This is a genomic window from Mesorhizobium sp. M7D.F.Ca.US.005.01.1.1 (assembly GCF_003952545.1).
Taxonomy (GTDB): domain Bacteria; phylum Pseudomonadota; class Alphaproteobacteria; order Rhizobiales; family Rhizobiaceae; genus Mesorhizobium; species Mesorhizobium loti.
The window spans coordinates 6,861,554-6,877,596 of record NZ_CP034453.1; the positions used below are offsets into that span (position 1 = coordinate 6,861,554).

A 16,043-nucleotide genomic window follows, 5' to 3' on the forward strand; every position below is an offset into this window, starting at 1 on the left:
GGTAGGACAAGTGAATGGCACATAAGATCAAGACACTACTGGGTATCTGGCTTGCCGTTGTCAGCGCCGCCGCGATAAACGTCGAACTTACGACTGCGGTCTCAGCCGCGCCTATAGAAGCAAAGGCGATTGCCGATCACTTCTCATCGGTAAAGTCCATGTCCGGGGACTTCGTCCAGTCGGGCCCAAGAGCGGAAAGGACCAGCGGTAGATTTTTTCTGCAGCGGCCGGGCAGGATCAGGTTCAACTATGCTGGCCAATCAGGGGTCAGCGTGATCGCAGATGGAAAATCCTTGGTCGTCTATAACAAGAAACTCAAGACTTCGCGGCTCTATGCCCCCTCGAAGACGCCGCTTAAGCTTCTGCTCGACAACCAGGTCGATTTCTCTGGCAATCGCCTCAAAAGCATCAAAGAAGACGGTGCTCAGGTTGTCGTTAAGCTGGCTGACAAGTCGGCCTTCGGCAATTCGAACATCACCATGGTGTTTGACAGGAAGTCGCTCGATCTGCGCAGATGGAGCCTTACCGACGAAAAGGGCCTCACCACCACGGTCACTATAACCAACGTGAAGCAGGGCGTTCCCGCTCCTGCGAACACCTTCACGATCGACTATGCAGCAAACCGTGAATTCAACACAACAACGAAATAGTCAGCAGCGCGACGAACTGGCCGTGGAAGCAGGCCGAGGCGTTGAAATGATTAGGAATGCCTTCTCGACGAACGAGGGAAACGCCAGCGCTTTCCAGGGACGAGCGCGAAGAACCTCGGACATTTCACTGACTGACAGCCTTGCTCGTGCTCATCGCTTCCTAGTCTCCGCGGGAGGGCCTCCGGCGCGCGTGTACTCGGCGACCAAGGCCTCCACGCTGCTGCTTCACGAGTCACCCGGCTTCTTCTGCCGCGGTCGCAGACCGAGAGCCAGTCGAGCACCCAGCCAAACGCAGTATGGCTTCAAGCGGAATCGAGATCGCGTACCAGGCCGGGCCGACTTTTTCGCCGCCGATCATGTTATAGGCAATAACCCCGGCCATGCCTGCGAGGAAGCCAATCCCTGTCAGTATACACGCATGGCGCATCGGCCGGTCGGGCGCCAATCGAGCAGTCGTATAGCCGCCGGCGACGGTGAAGACCGCCCGATAAGGCCAAGGCGAACAGCGGAGCGGCGATGAGCTGGGGCGCGCTCGGAAATATGCCGACGGCTTGCATCACCGCGTCCATCGCAGCGTCGAGCTTGCGCAGCTGGCTTTCGTGGCCAGCGCGGGCCCGTTCGTTCCAGATGTCATCGTGCATGGCATCGAAGTAAATAGTGGCCTTCACGCCATCGGCCGTGGAGCGCAGATCAACGACCGTGGCCACTTCATATGGTGTTACGTCAGGCACAAAATCGGTCAACGTTTTGTAGGCCAACCCACCGGTCGGCGAGACTTCCGTGTAGGTGACCCGGCACTCCGTGGTGACAGCCATCCCGGCTTGCTTCATAAAGGCTATCTGTTGCGCCCCAGTGGCGGTCATCAGATAGACCAGCTCGCCGCCGGGCCTTAGGTCGATCGAGCTGACGGTGACGTCGAACCCTTCTGCCCCACCAAGATTCGATACCCTCTTTTGTGGTCCATAGCGCCCAGGCTTCCTCTAATGAGGCGGTATGGGCGCGCTCGATCGAGAATTGAGCTCGTGCCTGTGTCGTGGTCATTGCGAATTCTCCAGAGGGACTGGATCAATTGCGGTCCGTCGCTTCTCGAGTGCGACGCCGAACCGGTCGGGCCGCGCCTCCCAGTGGCTGCGATACCCCGCCACCCAGGCCTCAAGCTGGTCGAACGCTTCCTTACGCAGTGAGTAGAGCCGCTTCTGCCCATCCGGACGCATGCGCACGATCCCTGCCCGCCAAAAGGGCGAACCAGCAGACGATTTGGGCCGCCGGGGCGACCGCGAACGCCCTTCAATTCCCTCGGCGTTGACAAAATAAGAATTGGTGGGAGGACATGCGCTTGAGCGCGTAACAACTCCTAACGAGAAAGCCCGCTACGTTTCGGCAGCGGGCCATGCGTCGCGCTCCATTCATCAGACAGCGTGGCTGCAGCTAGTTTGCGCCGCCGAGCTGCTTCATCTTTGCGCAGAAGTTGTCATGCGACTTGGCGATAACGGTGTCGCCGCAGTCCTTGGTGTTCGATGCGCGATCGTCATCGGTCAAGGCGAGCGAGGCCTTCTTGAATGCGTCATCCGACTGGATCGTCTTCATGCCGGAATCTGTGTAGAAGGGCTGCATCTTCGCCGGATCATCAAGCGCTGACGTTCCGGTTGCCGCGCCGGCCAAAGCCGAGCCAGTCATTGTTGCAAGGGCCATCGCGCCCATGGTGAGCATCTTGAAGTTCACGGAAAATTCCTCCGGTGGAGGGAGCGCCGGGAGGTCCTATTCGGCAGAGCCATTGTCGGTGAAAGGCGATGCGCTTGGTACGCACTGCACGGACCAACCGGCCGGTGTCGGTTGCTTCTGATATTCGGTGATGGCGGCGGTGCATTGCTCCCGCTTGTCGAAGGTGCTGGGCAGCACGACCATCCCACCTTGTGGGCCAGAGATCACCAGATACCAGATCAACACTGCGGTAGAAGCCATAGGGAATTCCTTGCGGCGTTCGAGGCCTGCAATAGTGCAGGCGAAGTTGATAAACGTTTTGCGGGTGGCCAAAGAAAGGCCAGGACGCACAAATGGAAGACAAAGCGAACAGCGCCATCCCAGCCGATTTCCGGCGACGCAATTTGAAATCCCGCGCCTTCACCTCGATCTGGTCGATGCGCAGATGTTCCGCGGAGTCTTGGCCTCTACGCCATTCCGCGGTGCCGTGATGGAATTCGTCGGCAGGGGGAAGGCTGCATCGCCGCCGCCAACGCTGGCCAACCCAGCTGAGAGATCACTCACCGTTTGGATGCGGCGCTGGTGCCTCTCGCACACCTCCCGGTGGCGGATCAGTATGTCGGGTCTGTTGCGGTGCGGGTGTTTCGCGTCATGGACAGGCGTATTCTTCGGGTCTCGCTTCGGCAGCGCTTCTCTGACTTTTATCATGTCTACTTCCTCCGATGCCTGAAACTGGACCGCCACGCCATGGCTACTCCCACAGGAAACAGAGTCCTCCCTTCGGCGTTGACCCTGTCCAACATGGGAGCGTCCTATGGACCCGGCAACTGCTGCAGTGATGATTCTGCTTTCGACAACACGATCGAGCCTTTTGTCTGCAAACCAATTGATACGCCGCGGGCAGTATACTCATCGCTTGAAATAATTTGCCGTTGCCGCCGCATCGACGCGACGGTGACTGGCTCTCTGCCAACCGGTTACTCAAAAGTTGTTGTCACCCGAGGCATTGGAATCAACGGTGTTAGCAGTGGTTACATTGTGCCGCACAAAGATTAGAATGCCAGCCACCGTGGGCAGCGGTCCAAGCTTCCCCACGTCGGGGAACACGGATGCGTGCCAGCGACCTCCTCGCGAAGCCAGCGTTGACAGAATCTAACTCGCTCCCGTCATGTCCTTCCCTCATCACTGCCCTCGATAGCCCTTACCTGGTGAAGAAATCGCAGAAAACCGCCGCCCGATTCCCGGCAGGAGCGGGTCTATCTAGCTCTTGAGCGGGTCTGCGGCAGGCGAAGCGAGGGGAAGCGCGCGTGCCAACTGCCGACGCTGCCCTTGGCAAAAGGGGTGGATTGAGATCAAGATGGGCGGTTGCAATCGGCATTTTGGGGAGGAATTGTCATGCCTAAGGTTTCGGAACTTTTTTTTAAGACAGCTATTGTGTGGCTCATTTTGGGGATCGGGGCCGGCCTCCAAATGGCGATCTCAGGCGACCACGGCGCGTTTCCGGCACATGCCCACATCAATCTTCTCGGATGGGTAACAAGCGCAATCTTCGGCGGTTACTACGCCCTTAACCCGGCAAAGGCAGCCCGCAAAATCGCGATGATCCACTACGGCCTCTATAATGTCGGATTGGTTGTGATGTTGCCGGCACTTTATCTGATGCTGCAAGGCAACACCGCCCTTGAGCCGATCGCCGCTATCGGTTCGCTAATCGTGGCTGCAGCCGTGTTGATATTTGCGTCCGTCGTTTTCTCAAGCGCAAGCGCGCGTTTGGCATCTGAATTATCGTCTGCCACTCGCTGAATGGACGGAAGTCGTCCAAGGAAAGAAGCCCGCCAGCGTGAAGCTGGCCGGCTTTAAAGCGCGGAATTATTCCATCATTGAGCAGTTGGGCTGTATTTTGAGCCAGCGCGGCGCGATCGGCAATTCAGGTGTCGCCGAAGTCCGACTTTGACGCATTTCCGGCCGATCTTCATGCGGTACGGTTCCGACGGGCGTGTGCAGCCATCTCGCAGAGGGCAGGCGTCCTCATCGGAAGTCAGTTAACTCTTGTAGTGGTCGGATTCCGTTCTCGCTCGGCCCCGGCATGGGGCCGGAACATCCCTTTCACCCAGACGACCGCCTCGTTCATGTCCTTAACTTCCCAAAGCCAGAAACCGGCAACCAGCTCACGAGGCTCAGCGAATGGGCCGACGATGACCTTGCGGCGGGAGCCGTCGAACGCAACGCGCTTGGCTTGGGAAGAGGGTTTAAGGCTATCCGCGGCTCCCAAAATGCCGGCATCACAGGTCATTGTATTGGCCCACGCGTCAAACGCTTCCGCGGTGTGAAGAATGCTTCGCTGTCTTCGGTCTCCTTAACGAGCACCATGAAATGCACAGTCTGCCCTCCTTGAAGCCACAAGCTAAGTGGCCCAGGAACATTTAGGGGCGCCACGATCTTAGTCAGTTAGTCAGTGGCGCGCGCCATCGTGAACCCGACTAGCCTTCAGCCAAAGTCCCCGCTTCGGTCTCAAGCCGAAGGGGCGGGTTCCGTAGCTATTTTGAGGAGGGTCGCTGCCCGCGGGCTCCACCCCTGCGCTACCGAGCTGGTGACCAGCACCGCGAAAGCGGGGTGCCAAGGCGACTTCACAAGTGACCTCCGATCCGGATTTACCCTCAACATGGTGGTTCGACGGTTAGGGACAACACAGCAATAAACCGACGGATGAAAGGTTCCAAGATGCCCGACTGGCCGTCGGTTGGTCCTATCGCCACGCCCCTCTATCGGCTATCTTCTGAGGCCAAAAAAGCTCAAGACCGCAAGGACGACAACGACGAGTCCGACGATGTAGATAATGCTGTTGATGGGTCCATCTCCTCAGAATTTTCGGTCCAAGCACATTGCTGCTTTCGAGGATTTGGCGCCGGAGCATTTCGGGTAACCCTCGCGCTATAATGAACACTTAGAACTTCCTAATGTTCCATCGGGATGATTGGTAGGATACAGCGATCGCGCGTGAGGCGACTCCAGACATTCAAGCCTCGTCATTATCGCGGTAGCTCGCCATCGATGAGATGATGGCTTTCACCAAGGCTCTTGCCCTCTTCAGCGCGGTTCAATTGGTACGAATAGTCGCGACTTGTGAAGTCGAGGCTAGCACGCGCGGAGCAAGAGCCAGGTGCCCGATATGAGGCGTGCTGACCTACATCGGATCGTGATTGCCTTCAATCTGCGTCTTGACCCGCCGGTGCGCACGGCAAGGCTAAAGCGGCGCTCTGGCGAGGTCTTCTTGCCCCTCCAGCCCATCGCAACTCGACGACGCCAAAAGCTTCCTCGCCCGCGTCGGGTGGGATAGCGGTTCGTCGTAAGCTGGACGCGGTTGGCAAGACGGTCGACGCTGTCCATCAACGCCAGCGCCAGGCGCCAGTCATCCCAGACCAGTAGACGTCAGCTATCCCCGTCGACTTGGAGACGCCGAAGACCGAGCACAAGAGCGGTCACCGTTGCGCTCACGCACGCCACCGCCAACAGCGTGATCACGCCCGCGGAGGGGGAAGTTTGCTGTGATCGAATGGGGAGATTTCCTGATGGCAAAGGACTGTCAGCCAATGCTTCCAGATCCGACCTGCTGCCGTGTCGAATGGAATAGGCGCGGGTGAACTCAGCGCCGAGGAGAAAAATTTCCGATGAGTAGTAAACCCATAGGAGGATGACGAGCAGTCCACCGGCGGCCCCATATGAAGACGCGATCGCGCTGGTGCCGATATACCAGCCAATAAGCGACTTCCCGAGGGTAAACAAGGCGGCGGTCATAACAGCACCGATCCCGACGTCACGCCATTCGAGTGTTCGATCCGGTAAGACTTTGTAGATTGCAGCGAACATCACCGAGATCAGGACAAAGGAAACGAGGGCGTTGATCACGCCGAGGACGATTGTTCCAAACGGCAGTTGAGCGTTGATGATGTTTCCCAGAGCCGAGACCGCTGCGCTGGCAACCAGAGACACGAGCAACAGGAAACCGAGCGCGGCGACCAAACCCAGACTTGCGGCACGCGCCCGCACCAGACGGGACAACGAACTTCCCTGAGGTTCAACCTTCCATATCGTGTTCAGCGATTGCTGCATTTCACCAAAAACGCCTGATGCGGCCACCAATAAAGTGATTACTCCGATCGCCGCGGCCCACGTTCCGGATAATTTACTTGAGGCACTCTGCAGGGCGATCTGGAGGAGATCCGCACTTTCTGGCCCCATCAGTCCGGAGATCTGAGCAGACAACGCCAATTGTGCAGCATCCCGACCGAAAACGAGGCCTGCAATAGCGACCACGATCAGCAGGATTGGAGCCAGGGAGGTGGTGGCGTAAAAAGCCATAGCCGCGCCATGGCTCAGAGCATTGTCGTTGACGAATGCGACTGTGCTCTCCTTGACCAAGTCCCATATATTTGTGATCGACGCTCGCATTGTGAGTCCGTAGGCATGTAACGGCGTCCATGAGCAATGCGCCAGAACTTCCGATGTTCCGACCGGGTGCGCCCTGCTGATTTGTGAACTGGGTCGGAGCTCTTCAGTGCAAACGCTTAGCCTTTTCAGGCGAGAGGCACGAGCGCTCTCGATTTGAAGACTAGACTGCTTAACCTGGAGGAATCGGCGCACGGCTTTTTCCACGCACCGCCTACTCGCTCAGTGCTGGTCGCCGCCGTCCTTTGCGCTTTCGAAATAATCGCCGACCGCAGCCATAAGGACCAACAAGCCGGCGGAGTATCTGGCGAAGCCGAACGCCTGCGCCGCTGCCAGTTTCGCACCGCGCGAATGCTGGGTCATAAATTCGGCAGCGGCATTCTGGACTTCTTCCCCCACTTTCCCGAACAGCTCACGCTCCTTGCAGGTCGGCTCGAACGAACGGCCAATAACGTGGCCGATGAACAGCCCTCCTGCGGATCCGGCAAGCACCTTTGCTCGGGCCAGATTTGTGATGGCCTTTCGCGGGGTCTCCACGTCAGGAATGGACACGCGACCCAAATGAGCGCCTGTGTCGAGTGTTTCGAAGTCCAGCGCAGTAGGGTTTGCGAGATCCTTGCCGCCTTCGGCACTTTTTCTGCCTGCTTCAAAAATCGCCACGGCGCCCAAGGCGACCGCTGCCGCCGTGCCCCCGTTTTCCTTTATGGCGTTTGACACACCACCAAAGACCCCGGAGACCTTGTTCTTTGCGTACCGTGTGGTCACGTCGACCAAATGGCCGGGTTGGAGGCGACGGCTTATTTCGGCGACAGGCCCAAAAAGGGCCTGCCGTTCGGCCCGGCTTCTCGCCATGATCTCGCTGAGCTCATCGTTGCGCAGTGCCATAGCGTATCCCCTGCTTCAATGCGGCCAGATCGCTTCGGACCTGGCTTACAGTCTCGATGGGTGTGATAGTCCATCCAATGAGTGCTCGTTTGGCCAAGTAGAGCGAAAGCAAACCTCCGCCTATCAAGATCACGCCGACTGTGAAACAGGCAAACATAGCGCCGATACCGAAAGAGATCATCGCGAGGATCAGAAACTGGACCAGGGCGAAAGCACCCAGGACGAAGAGGATGGCCGCTGCCACCCCGCATGCACCCGACGACACGATGGTCGACATTTTGCTCCGCATTTCCGCCTCAAGCAGACGCAAATCCAGACGCATCAACGATGCGAATTTCGCGATCGCTTCGTCAACGATGCTGCCGAAGGGTCGGCGATCGATACCGTCATCCATCTGGCCAGCCTCTCTCAGGACCGATCCGAACTGCGCATGATGCGGGTCAGCATCACTCCGGCGAGAATCCCGACTCCAAAGAACGCGGCCGGCTGGCGCTGCGCGAATTTCGTAACGGAGTCGAATAGCTCACCGACGTTGCGATCTCTGATGTCGGTCGAAATCCGTTCCACACCTTCGGCCGCGCTGCGCACCATGCCGGCAACTTGGGGCGATTGCTTTTCAATGTTGTCAGCCGCTTCCTTGACGGAGTGCGCGACGTTGGCAATCGCATCGGCGCCGGCGGTCTTATTCGTTTCGACAGCCTCCTTGAACGCACCGGCGGCGTCGGAAGCGACAGTGCCGGCATACTCCTTGGCATCGGTCGATACAGAGGCAGCAGCAGTTTTCAGGTGTTTCGCGGTCTCGGAAGCGCTCGTCTTCAATTTGCTGAGAGCTTCCTTGCTTTTTCCGGCAGCTTTGTCGTCCGCCTGCCATCCGTTCTCGTTAGATAAGCCGGTCCCGGGGAAGTCGTTTGTGTCTGGCGTGTTCACGATGTTTCACTCCTGTTGATTGGAAATGAACTTCGCCACTGACCGGCGGTTCCGGCCTTTGCAGAATATTCCCGTTTGTTCCCCCTGCGGGGCCTCTCACCGGCGTCGACGTCGCCCGGCTGGTCGCACGAAGATCATTGGGGAATCCCATGCAGCCTCCCACTTGGAGCTGCTGAAAGCAGCGCGCGTATGCCATTTGGCAGGGGTAAGGTTGCCCCGGATTGCGACCACGAACGGCATTGGCATACCGCCAGGACGAGATTGATCGCGAGGCCGCCCTTCCAGGCACAGCAGATGGCGCATTCTCGGGAACGCGCGAGGTTGCGAGTTCCGGCGTCCTGACCGTGGAAGCACTCGCGATGCCTACAGACATAGCCGAGGAGAAGGCTCAGCATCTGATTGATCGACTTGGCGATGACCGCGCAGCGATCGAGGTAGCAGCGCGGAGCTTGGCAGTCGGAAACTTGAATTTCAGCAAGTAAGAAATCCGCGCCGCTCGCTGCCAACCGGCACCCCTATCCGCCAGCCTGTCTTGATCTTTTGCGGCTCTGCATTGGCAACAGCGAGGAAAATGCTGTCGAGCAGATCCTTGTCGCGAAACGGCTTGGCGAGCAGCGGCACATCCGTTGGCCGATCGGCGATCTCTTCCGCGTCGGCATAGCCCGTGATGATAACCGCAGGCCAATCGGAACGCAGCGTGCGTGCGAAACGGATGACGTCCACTCCGGATACAAGTGGCATGGCAAAGTCGGTAACGATGACGTCGAAATCGTCGGGAGCGCGTTCGAACGTGACTTCCTTGCGGTCGCCGGGTTAATGGCTTGCCATGGAAGGATGGCCCGGTGCATCCCTCCATTCAAGCGTGATGGTGAGGTGCAGATGGTGTCGGCCTGCTTCATCACACGGCAGCGGCGGGCCGTCCGTCCCTAGGGATTAACTAGACTTGCTGGGGTGTTGGTTTGCCCCTGCTGGGCACGGCAACACAAACGCGATGCCAGGAAAGCTGTACCAGAACAGCAAGCTTCACCGGGCGGTAATGTACCACACGGAAAGTGAAAAAACTTGCCAGCCATGAGGCCAGCGGGCAGTTTACGGTATCGACCCATCCCGATCAAATTAGAGGCAGTTTCACAAAACGCAAATGTTAGGTATCACTAATATAAAGACGATTCGCGGTGGTGGTCCGCCATGCCATATCAAATCAGAGAATATCTCGCGGGGCGGATGATCGCCGAATACCGCGCTGAGGCACCGACATCCTACCGCACTGCCGAGCAGGCAACGAAACGCCCGGTGACGCTCCACCGGACGGGAAACTACTTCCTTGAAGTGACCGACGAGACCAGCGGGCGAGTGTTCGCCTTTCCAATACGCAGACTTGCCCTACTGAGGTCGTGGCGAAGCGCTCCGCGGTCCTTTAAACCCGCCACCTTGTTGTAGGCGGCTGCTTCATTTGCGGTGTCAAAGGGCATTGCAGTAGTCGTCGCATTTACCGCAAACGGCCAGGAACGGAAGGCCGGCCAGAGGTGGTAACAGACAACGTATACCGGGCGGGCATCTCCAGCGCTCATGTCGCATCACTAGTCTAGCCGGTTATTCCTAGTCCGCGCCCTGACGACGAAAACTGCCCGCCACCTTTCGGCGGCGGGCTTGCGCTCAGTCGCCTTAACGCCGAGCTATAAGCAGACAAAGCTGGCGCAGGTCACGGTCGTAGGTGCCCGAACTTGCGAGCACATCGGCGCAGCGCTTCTTCATCCGCGCAACTTGACTTTCAGACATCTGGGCGACGACGCCTGGCAAGCGCGACTTGCTTGAACTCACCGCAGATGAGGGATTGGAGGGATCAACGGAATTGACGGCCTCGACTCCAACTCCAACGCCCAAACCGACGCCACTCGCTCCGCCAACCGTCGCGCCTAGTCCAGCATTCACGCCGTTGGTGCCACCTATGCTGGCTCCGGCGCCGGCGTTGGCTCCGTTGGCCCCGCCGACAGAAGCGCCTAATCCTGCATTGACGCCATTCGAGCCACCGACGCTTGCCCCGGCCCCGGCGTTCACGCCTCCGCCGCCGCCGATAGAAGCGCCGGCACCAGCATTAACGCCGCCGCCGCCACCTATCGAGGCACCTGCACCGGTGTTGATGCCGCCCCCACCCCCGACCGACGCGCCGGCCCCGACGCCTGCGGAGTAAGCAGGGAAGCACAATGCTATCATCAAAACGCTGCCGGCCAAAGTCTTAGCCAGGCTCTTATTGAGGGAATACATGCGATTCTCCTTCGTTGCCTACCAGTCGACAATGACTGTACAAAGGCAACTTGTGAGCAGCATTTTAGACCCACCTTATAAAAGCATTCTCGTGAAGATGGCTTGCAAGCTCTCACCTAAGCGGAGTCAATTTTAGCCAATCATCAACCAAATGGCCGCGACCTTCGGCAGGTACGGTTGGGGTTGGAACACGCGCTGAATGGCGCAGCGCGGTCCCGTTAGCCCGCTAGACAACTGTTTGACAATAGCGGCGCCGGCGGACGGGGCGTCATGGCTTCTTCGTCATCCGGCGTAACGGTTCCCCAGCCGATCGCAGCGAGCAGCCTCCTGGCAGCATGTCAACGGCAGGTCCCTACTCTGATTTTAGTCATGTCCCTCACCATCAGGGGGTGGCGCGGTAAATCTGGGGGACGTGCGGGCCTGCCAACATCCGCATGGGAGGAGCGAATGGAAGCCACCGTTGCGGCTTGAGGCACAGTCCCGGCTGAACAAAAAGGCCCGCTGGCTCGAGGCAGCGGGCCTTGTTTACGACTGACGCAGCGAATTATTAGTTTGCGCCGCCGAGCTGCTTGGTCATCTTGCAGAAATTGTCGTGCGCCTTCGCAATAGCCTCGTCGCCGCATTCCTTCATCATGCTGCACGGTCCTCTTCCTTCATGGTCATCCAGGCAGCCTTGAATTCCGCCTCGGACTTCATGGTCTTCATGCCGGCATCGGTGAAGAATGGCGACATTTTCGCCGGATCATCGAGCGCGGACGTCCCGGTGCTGCCGCCTGCGAGCGCCGAACCAGTGATCATTGCGAGCGAAATCGCACCCGTAGTGAGCATCTTTAAATTCATGGAAAATTCCTCCTGCTAAAGGCTGTTCAAATATCAGGTTGTTCCATCAACTTCGTTCGTCGGAAAAGTTTCCCCGAGCGATCGCACTTTAACGGGCTCTGTGTGGGTCCGCGTTCCAACCGGTCGGCCCGCGTCAGGGCGATAAGCGGGCCGGCCGGAGCATTGCGGTCCTCGGCCGGCAGGGGGACGCTGCCGGCGATGAGAATAGTCCGTTAGTATGAGGTCCATATGGCAAAAAGCCCGCCACTCTGAGGGGAGAGCAGCGGGCCAAGGTCTGGAGTGGTGCTGGGATCAACCAGCGTAGGTCAACTTGCGGCAGCGAGGTTGGTTGCCACCCATGTGCATATTTACATTCGCCTTCGCGCTTGCCAGAAGAGCGCGGCGGAGAACAAACCAGGACGAGGCGCTGGCGGGCGGTCACGGAGCCCCGTTTAGCCAGAAATCGGTGCTAGCAGCGGGAAATGCCGGGATCAATTTGTCCTGTTGATGGACGTAACCGCAAGGTTCGTTAGCTTGTTGTTGGTGGCTTTTTCCTGGTCGAGGATCTCGCTCAGCAACTTATGAGCCTGATCATGCCCGAGGTCCTTTGCCCATTCCCGCAGCGAGCCGTATCGGGATATCTCATAGTGCTCGACTGCTTGACAGGCTGCCAGCAGACCGCAGTCGAGGGCCGTCCCTGACGCTTCCTCCATCAATCCGTCGGCTTCCTTGATGAGCCCCTCTATCGCGTCGCACTTCTCGCCAGACGCCTTCTTGCCTATCGACTTGAACACCTGCTCGAGCTTCTTGATCTGTCCCTTCGTTTCCTCGAGATGGTCCTCGGCCGCCTTCTTCAGCTTGGCGTCCTTCACGGCTGCAGCTACCTTAGGCAAGGCCTTGGTAATCGCGTTCTCCGCGTAATACATGTCTTGGAGGGTGTGCTCAAAAATATCGGCCAGAGTTTTCATTACAGGCTCCTTGCTCCTATTGGCTTCTGGTGAAAGAGCGGGCGAGGCGAAAGGTTCCGTGCCTTCACATGGGCGGGGTAGATCCTGTCCGGGTGTCCCCACGGCGGCCCCACCGGCAATTGGTATCTACGGCAGGCGGCGCCATCTCCTTGTGTCGCACTGTCGCTATTCACGCCTATTCGCACTGGCGCCTCGGCCCACCGGAATATGGCTGGTAGCTGTTGTCTTCGGGACGGTAGGAGCGGTAGCGGCTGAAGCAGGATTGGACGTGGTCGTCCGAAAGGTCCGTTGCTGCAACCAAAGGGCTGGCGCCGCCTTCGACATAGGTGACTTCGGCGGGCTGCTGCGCGCCCTGGTCGGCGGCGGTGTCGAGATAGGGCGACACGCAGGCCCGCTGCTGTCCGCTATAGGACCTGTAGCTGTTGTCGTCGGGATTGTAGGAGCGGTAGCGGTCGGCGCACCAGCTGACATGGGCAGGTGGCAGCCGCCCGGCTCGCTGCTCGCCGGCGTCCGGCGCCACCGCGCCCATATTGGTCGAGTCGGGCGCCGGCACCCTGGCAGCGGCATCGGGCGCCGCGGGCTGCGCGGCGGCCACGCGCTCCAGGCCCTGCGCGGCCTTGTCGACAGGCTGTGCGTCCTTGGTCCAAAGCTGTGAGACACTATCGGCGGGTTTCGCCTGATGCACGGGCTTGGCGACAATCAGCCAGGCAGCGAAAGCCAGCCCGCTGGCGAAGACCGCAAGGGTCAGCACGAAGCCGCCGACCAGTGCCAAAACCGCTTTCATCGCCTACTCCTTGAGCCCCAGCTAATAGAATGCGGAGCATCAAGACTAGTTCCAGCAAGCGAGCATATGGCAGGAGTCCCCTATGGCCGAGTGAGCGACCTGATCGCCAATGTTTAGCTTCGCAAGAAGCAAAGGCGCGTAATCCCGGGGATCACGCGCCTCAATCTGAGCAACAATTTGCACAAAGTCGATTGTTGGTTCAGCGCCTAATCATTCGCGCGACTGCAATCAAAATACAGGCACCGATGAAGCCTGCGACTAGATACCCAAGCCAGCCGGCCATCGATACGCCTAACAGCCCGAGGAGGAAGTTGGCGACGATGGCGCCCACGATCCCCAGAATGATGTTCATGAGCAAGCCCATATTGCTTTTCATGAACATCTCGGCGAGCCAACCGGCAATGCCGCCGATCACGATAGCAGCTATCCAACCGACACTTGGATTTTCCATATTTTCCCCTTTCCTTTAATCGAAATTGGTTCGGCGGGAAAACGTGCGATAAACCCATAAAGTTCCTCGGGTGAATAGTGAACTGCAATCAGACGCGCCGCGTCGACGGGCCGCTGCCAACCTGCCCTTCCCGACAAGGTCCCTCAACGTGCTACATTATTCAGGCGATCGGAAGATCGTCTCATCTTGTGCACATCTACCCTGATGGGGAGATCCCGCGCACAGACGATCGAAAAGACGTGGCCCGCGCCTAAGCAGCGCGGGCCACGTTGGGTTCTACTGGCCAACAATGATCCGCTGCTTGTCGCGATTCTGCGCGTAGGTGGCCTTGTCATAGGCGGTCTGCGCCTCAAGCTGAGCCTTGGTGAAGTTGGTGTAGAGATACCGGTTGCCGTCCTTGTCCGACATGAACTTCAGTTTCTCCAGGCCAATGGCCACCTGTTTTTCACCCATGCCAAGGAAACCGCCCACGTCGACGATGACGGCATCGACTTTCTTGTCGCCGGTCATCACCACGTCGCCGATCTCACCGACTTTTGCATCATCGGCGCCATAGACGTTGGTGCCGATGAAGTCCTTGGTGCTGATCTTGTCCATCGGCATTTCGGTCAGCGAAGACTTGTCGATTGCCGCTGTGGCGGTCTTGTCCGTCGCTGGAGCCGCTTCATTATTGGTCGTCGTAGCTGCGACATCATTGGTGTTCGGGGCCGCTGCAGTGTCGTAGACCTTCAGGTCAAAATCCTGTTGCGCTTGCAGGTCTTCCTTGGTCGTCTTGGCGACCAGCCAGCGCTCACCCTTCTTCTCGACCCACTCGGCCTTGCTGAAATCGTAGGCGACGTTCTTTTCTCCCAGGCCCAAGAATCCGCCTACGCCGATGATAATGTACTTGGCTTTGCCGTCCTTGGAGAGGACGATGTCTTTGACATCGCCGATCTTCTCGGCATTGTCGGCGGCGCTATCGTAGACGTCGGCGCCTATGATCTTGGTGACGAGGCTGCCGTCTGCAACAGCCGCTGGCGCCGTCGCCGCTGTGGTCGTAGCGGTGGCAGGTTTGGTGGCATCTTCAGCGGCGGCCCCTGATACCCACAGGCCAGACGACAGCAGGGTTGCTATTGCGGTGGTAGCCAAAAGTTTGCCGATCATGGTACGTTTCCTTGTGCGTTAGTGTTGATGCACGCCGCGTTCGGCCGAACCGTTGCAGGGAGGCTGAGCGCGGCACAGTTTGCGACGTCACAACGGGCCGCACGATGCGAAGTTCCGTTTCGAATTCGCAAGTCGCCTGAGATGGCTGCGGGGCTCGCGTTAACCACAGCGGAGTTGTCGGCATCCGAAACGCCACGTAAGATTCCCTGCCGCGACTCGCATTTTTCTGGGCGTATACGGCACCTGAATCGCGGGAAATTTGTTGGCCCTGAACGTTCGCCTGCCGAACAGTTTGCGCAGGGGAAAACAATGGAGAGCCCGGCCTTGGAGCGGAGACGTTCCACGTTGGCGACAAGGCCATGGATCGAAAGATCCCTTGGCGCATTTTTTCTCCGGCCGATTAAGGCTTGAGATGAGGACCATGAAAAAGGCACTGCTCATTTTGAGCCTGCTAATTCCGCTCGTAGCGTGCTCCCGTACCGAACAAGGCGCTGCCGTCGGTGGCTTGGGAGGTGCCGCGATCGGTGCCGCGGCGGCCGGCGATCCGGTACAAGGTGCTGCGTTGGTGGCGCAGTCGGCGCGATCGCCGGTGCGGTGATCGGACACGCCAATGGGGTCGGCCAATGCCGATATCGCGATGGTCATGGCCAGGTTTACATTGCCCGGTGCCAGGAAGGTTACTGATCCCAAGGCGCATGTTCTGTTGCGATCACAAAGGCAAGAGCAATTGGATCGATCAACGTCGAACTTATGTGCGCACTTTCGGCCGCACCAATCCCAGCGCAGACGATCACCGATTCATGAGCGCTCGATTTCAACCTGACTTCGACATACTGCTCGACGAGCATGTTCAGCTGGCGATTGGTTTGATTATGCGCGTCATGTGTTCCTCCATTCCGGTCGAGGCCCAGCCTGCTGAACGGCGAGTTGCTGGCCGAGGCTCGGTGGCGGATTAATCTGCGGCCGACCGCCAGGGTTCCCGTCCACCACAAATGCTTTCGCCT

17 protein-coding genes and 3 pseudogenes are annotated in these 16,043 nt (G+C 58.6%); 3 read left to right on the forward strand and 17 right to left on the reverse strand.

The genetic code is table 11. The features are described from left to right. Positions 1-14: 14 nt before the first annotated feature. A complete protein-coding gene (locus tag EJ076_RS33340; RefSeq protein ID WP_126070722.1) occupies positions 15-650 on the forward strand; it encodes an outer membrane lipoprotein carrier protein LolA in 636 nt (211 codons plus the stop codon). Positions 651-1,009: 359 nt separating this feature from the next. On the opposite strand, the gene EJ076_RS35510 is transcribed toward EJ076_RS33340, so the two are convergent. The 4 genes from EJ076_RS35510 to EJ076_RS33360 form a co-directional block, all read right to left on the reverse strand. Next, positions 1,010-1,465, reverse strand: a complete 456-nt coding sequence (locus EJ076_RS35510) for a hypothetical protein (protein ID WP_206438754.1) — start codon at positions 1,463-1,465, stop codon at positions 1,010-1,012. A gap of 222 nt (positions 1,466-1,687) precedes the next feature. Next, complete coding sequence (locus EJ076_RS33350) at positions 1,688-1,864, reverse strand: hypothetical protein (RefSeq protein ID WP_206438755.1); 177 nt, start codon at positions 1,862-1,864, stop codon at positions 1,688-1,690. 214 nt (positions 1,865-2,078) lie between these two features. Next, the gene (locus EJ076_RS33355; RefSeq protein WP_126070723.1) at positions 2,079-2,372 is read right to left on the reverse strand and encodes a hypothetical protein; all 294 of its coding nucleotides are present in this window, start codon (positions 2,370-2,372) and stop codon (positions 2,079-2,081) included. 36 nt (positions 2,373-2,408) lie between these two features. Continuing rightward, positions 2,409-2,612, reverse strand: a complete 204-nt coding sequence (locus tag EJ076_RS33360; protein ID WP_126070724.1) for a hypothetical protein — start codon at positions 2,610-2,612, stop codon at positions 2,409-2,411. A 1,134-nt stretch (positions 2,613-3,746) separates the two neighbouring features. Here EJ076_RS33360 and EJ076_RS33370 point away from each other — a divergent pair. Then, entirely contained in the window at positions 3,747-4,154 is a 408-nt protein-coding gene (locus EJ076_RS33370) for a hypothetical protein (protein WP_126070725.1), read from the forward strand. 225 nt (positions 4,155-4,379) lie between these two features. On the opposite strand, the pseudogene EJ076_RS33375 reads toward EJ076_RS33370, so the two are convergent. The 12 genes and pseudogenes from EJ076_RS33375 to EJ076_RS33435 all read right to left on the reverse strand — a co-directional run bounded on the left by EJ076_RS33375 (position 4,380) and on the right by EJ076_RS33435 (position 15,039). Further along, positions 4,380-4,730: pseudogene (locus EJ076_RS33375) on the reverse strand (YciI family protein). A 1,050-nt stretch (positions 4,731-5,780) separates the two neighbouring features. Beyond that, the gene (locus tag EJ076_RS33380) at positions 5,781-6,800 is read right to left on the reverse strand and encodes a YihY/virulence factor BrkB family protein (protein ID WP_126070726.1); all 1,020 of its coding nucleotides are present in this window, start codon (positions 6,798-6,800) and stop codon (positions 5,781-5,783) included. A gap of 219 nt (positions 6,801-7,019) precedes the next feature. Next, on the reverse strand, positions 7,020-7,682 hold the full coding sequence (locus EJ076_RS33385) for a hypothetical protein (RefSeq protein ID WP_126070727.1): 663 nt from the start codon (positions 7,680-7,682) through the stop codon (positions 7,020-7,022). Further along, positions 7,663-8,076 (reverse strand): phage holin family protein, encoded by a 414-nt coding sequence (locus tag EJ076_RS33390; protein WP_126070728.1) that lies wholly within the window; start codon positions 8,074-8,076, stop codon positions 7,663-7,665. The genes EJ076_RS33385 and EJ076_RS33390 overlap by 20 nt, the downstream gene beginning before the upstream one ends. Positions 8,077-8,090: 14 nt before the next feature. Next, positions 8,091-8,609 carry a hypothetical protein gene (locus tag EJ076_RS33395; protein ID WP_126070729.1) on the reverse strand — a complete coding sequence of 173 codons (519 nt, stop codon included), beginning with the start codon at positions 8,607-8,609 and terminating at the stop codon, positions 8,091-8,093. Between the two features lie 471 nt (positions 8,610-9,080). Further along, positions 9,081-9,350: a hypothetical protein gene (locus EJ076_RS33405; RefSeq protein WP_126070730.1), complete on the reverse strand. Its 270-nt coding sequence runs from the start codon at positions 9,348-9,350 to the stop codon at positions 9,081-9,083. Positions 9,351-10,274: 924 nt separating this feature from the next. After that, positions 10,275-10,874, reverse strand: a complete 600-nt coding sequence (locus tag EJ076_RS33410; protein ID WP_126070731.1) for a hypothetical protein — start codon at positions 10,872-10,874, stop codon at positions 10,275-10,277. A gap of 547 nt (positions 10,875-11,421) precedes the next feature. Then, positions 11,422-11,714: pseudogene (locus EJ076_RS33415) on the reverse strand (hypothetical protein). 470 nt (positions 11,715-12,184) lie between these two features. Further along, a complete protein-coding gene (locus EJ076_RS33420; RefSeq protein ID WP_126070732.1) occupies positions 12,185-12,661 on the reverse strand; it encodes a ferritin-like domain-containing protein in 477 nt (158 codons plus the stop codon). 175 nt (positions 12,662-12,836) lie between these two features. Further along, complete coding sequence (locus tag EJ076_RS33425; protein ID WP_126070733.1) at positions 12,837-13,445, reverse strand: BA14K family protein; 609 nt, start codon at positions 13,443-13,445, stop codon at positions 12,837-12,839. A 199-nt stretch (positions 13,446-13,644) separates the two neighbouring features. After that, entirely contained in the window at positions 13,645-13,896 is a 252-nt protein-coding gene (locus tag EJ076_RS33430; protein ID WP_126070734.1) for a GlsB/YeaQ/YmgE family stress response membrane protein, read from the reverse strand. A 276-nt stretch (positions 13,897-14,172) separates the two neighbouring features. Further along, positions 14,173-15,039: a PRC-barrel domain-containing protein gene (locus EJ076_RS33435; protein WP_126070735.1), complete on the reverse strand. Its 867-nt coding sequence runs from the start codon at positions 15,037-15,039 to the stop codon at positions 14,173-14,175. Positions 15,040-15,460: 421 nt separating this feature from the next. Between EJ076_RS33435 and EJ076_RS35935 the strand changes: the two are divergent. Beyond that, positions 15,461-15,723, forward strand: a pseudogene (locus tag EJ076_RS35935) (YMGG-like glycine zipper-containing protein). Here the strand turns inward: EJ076_RS35935 and EJ076_RS33445 are convergent. After that, a complete protein-coding gene (locus EJ076_RS33445; protein ID WP_126070736.1) occupies positions 15,717-16,031 on the reverse strand; it encodes a hypothetical protein in 315 nt (104 codons plus the stop codon). The pseudogene EJ076_RS35935 and the gene EJ076_RS33445 overlap by 7 nt on opposite strands. Positions 16,032-16,043 lie beyond the last annotated feature (12 nt).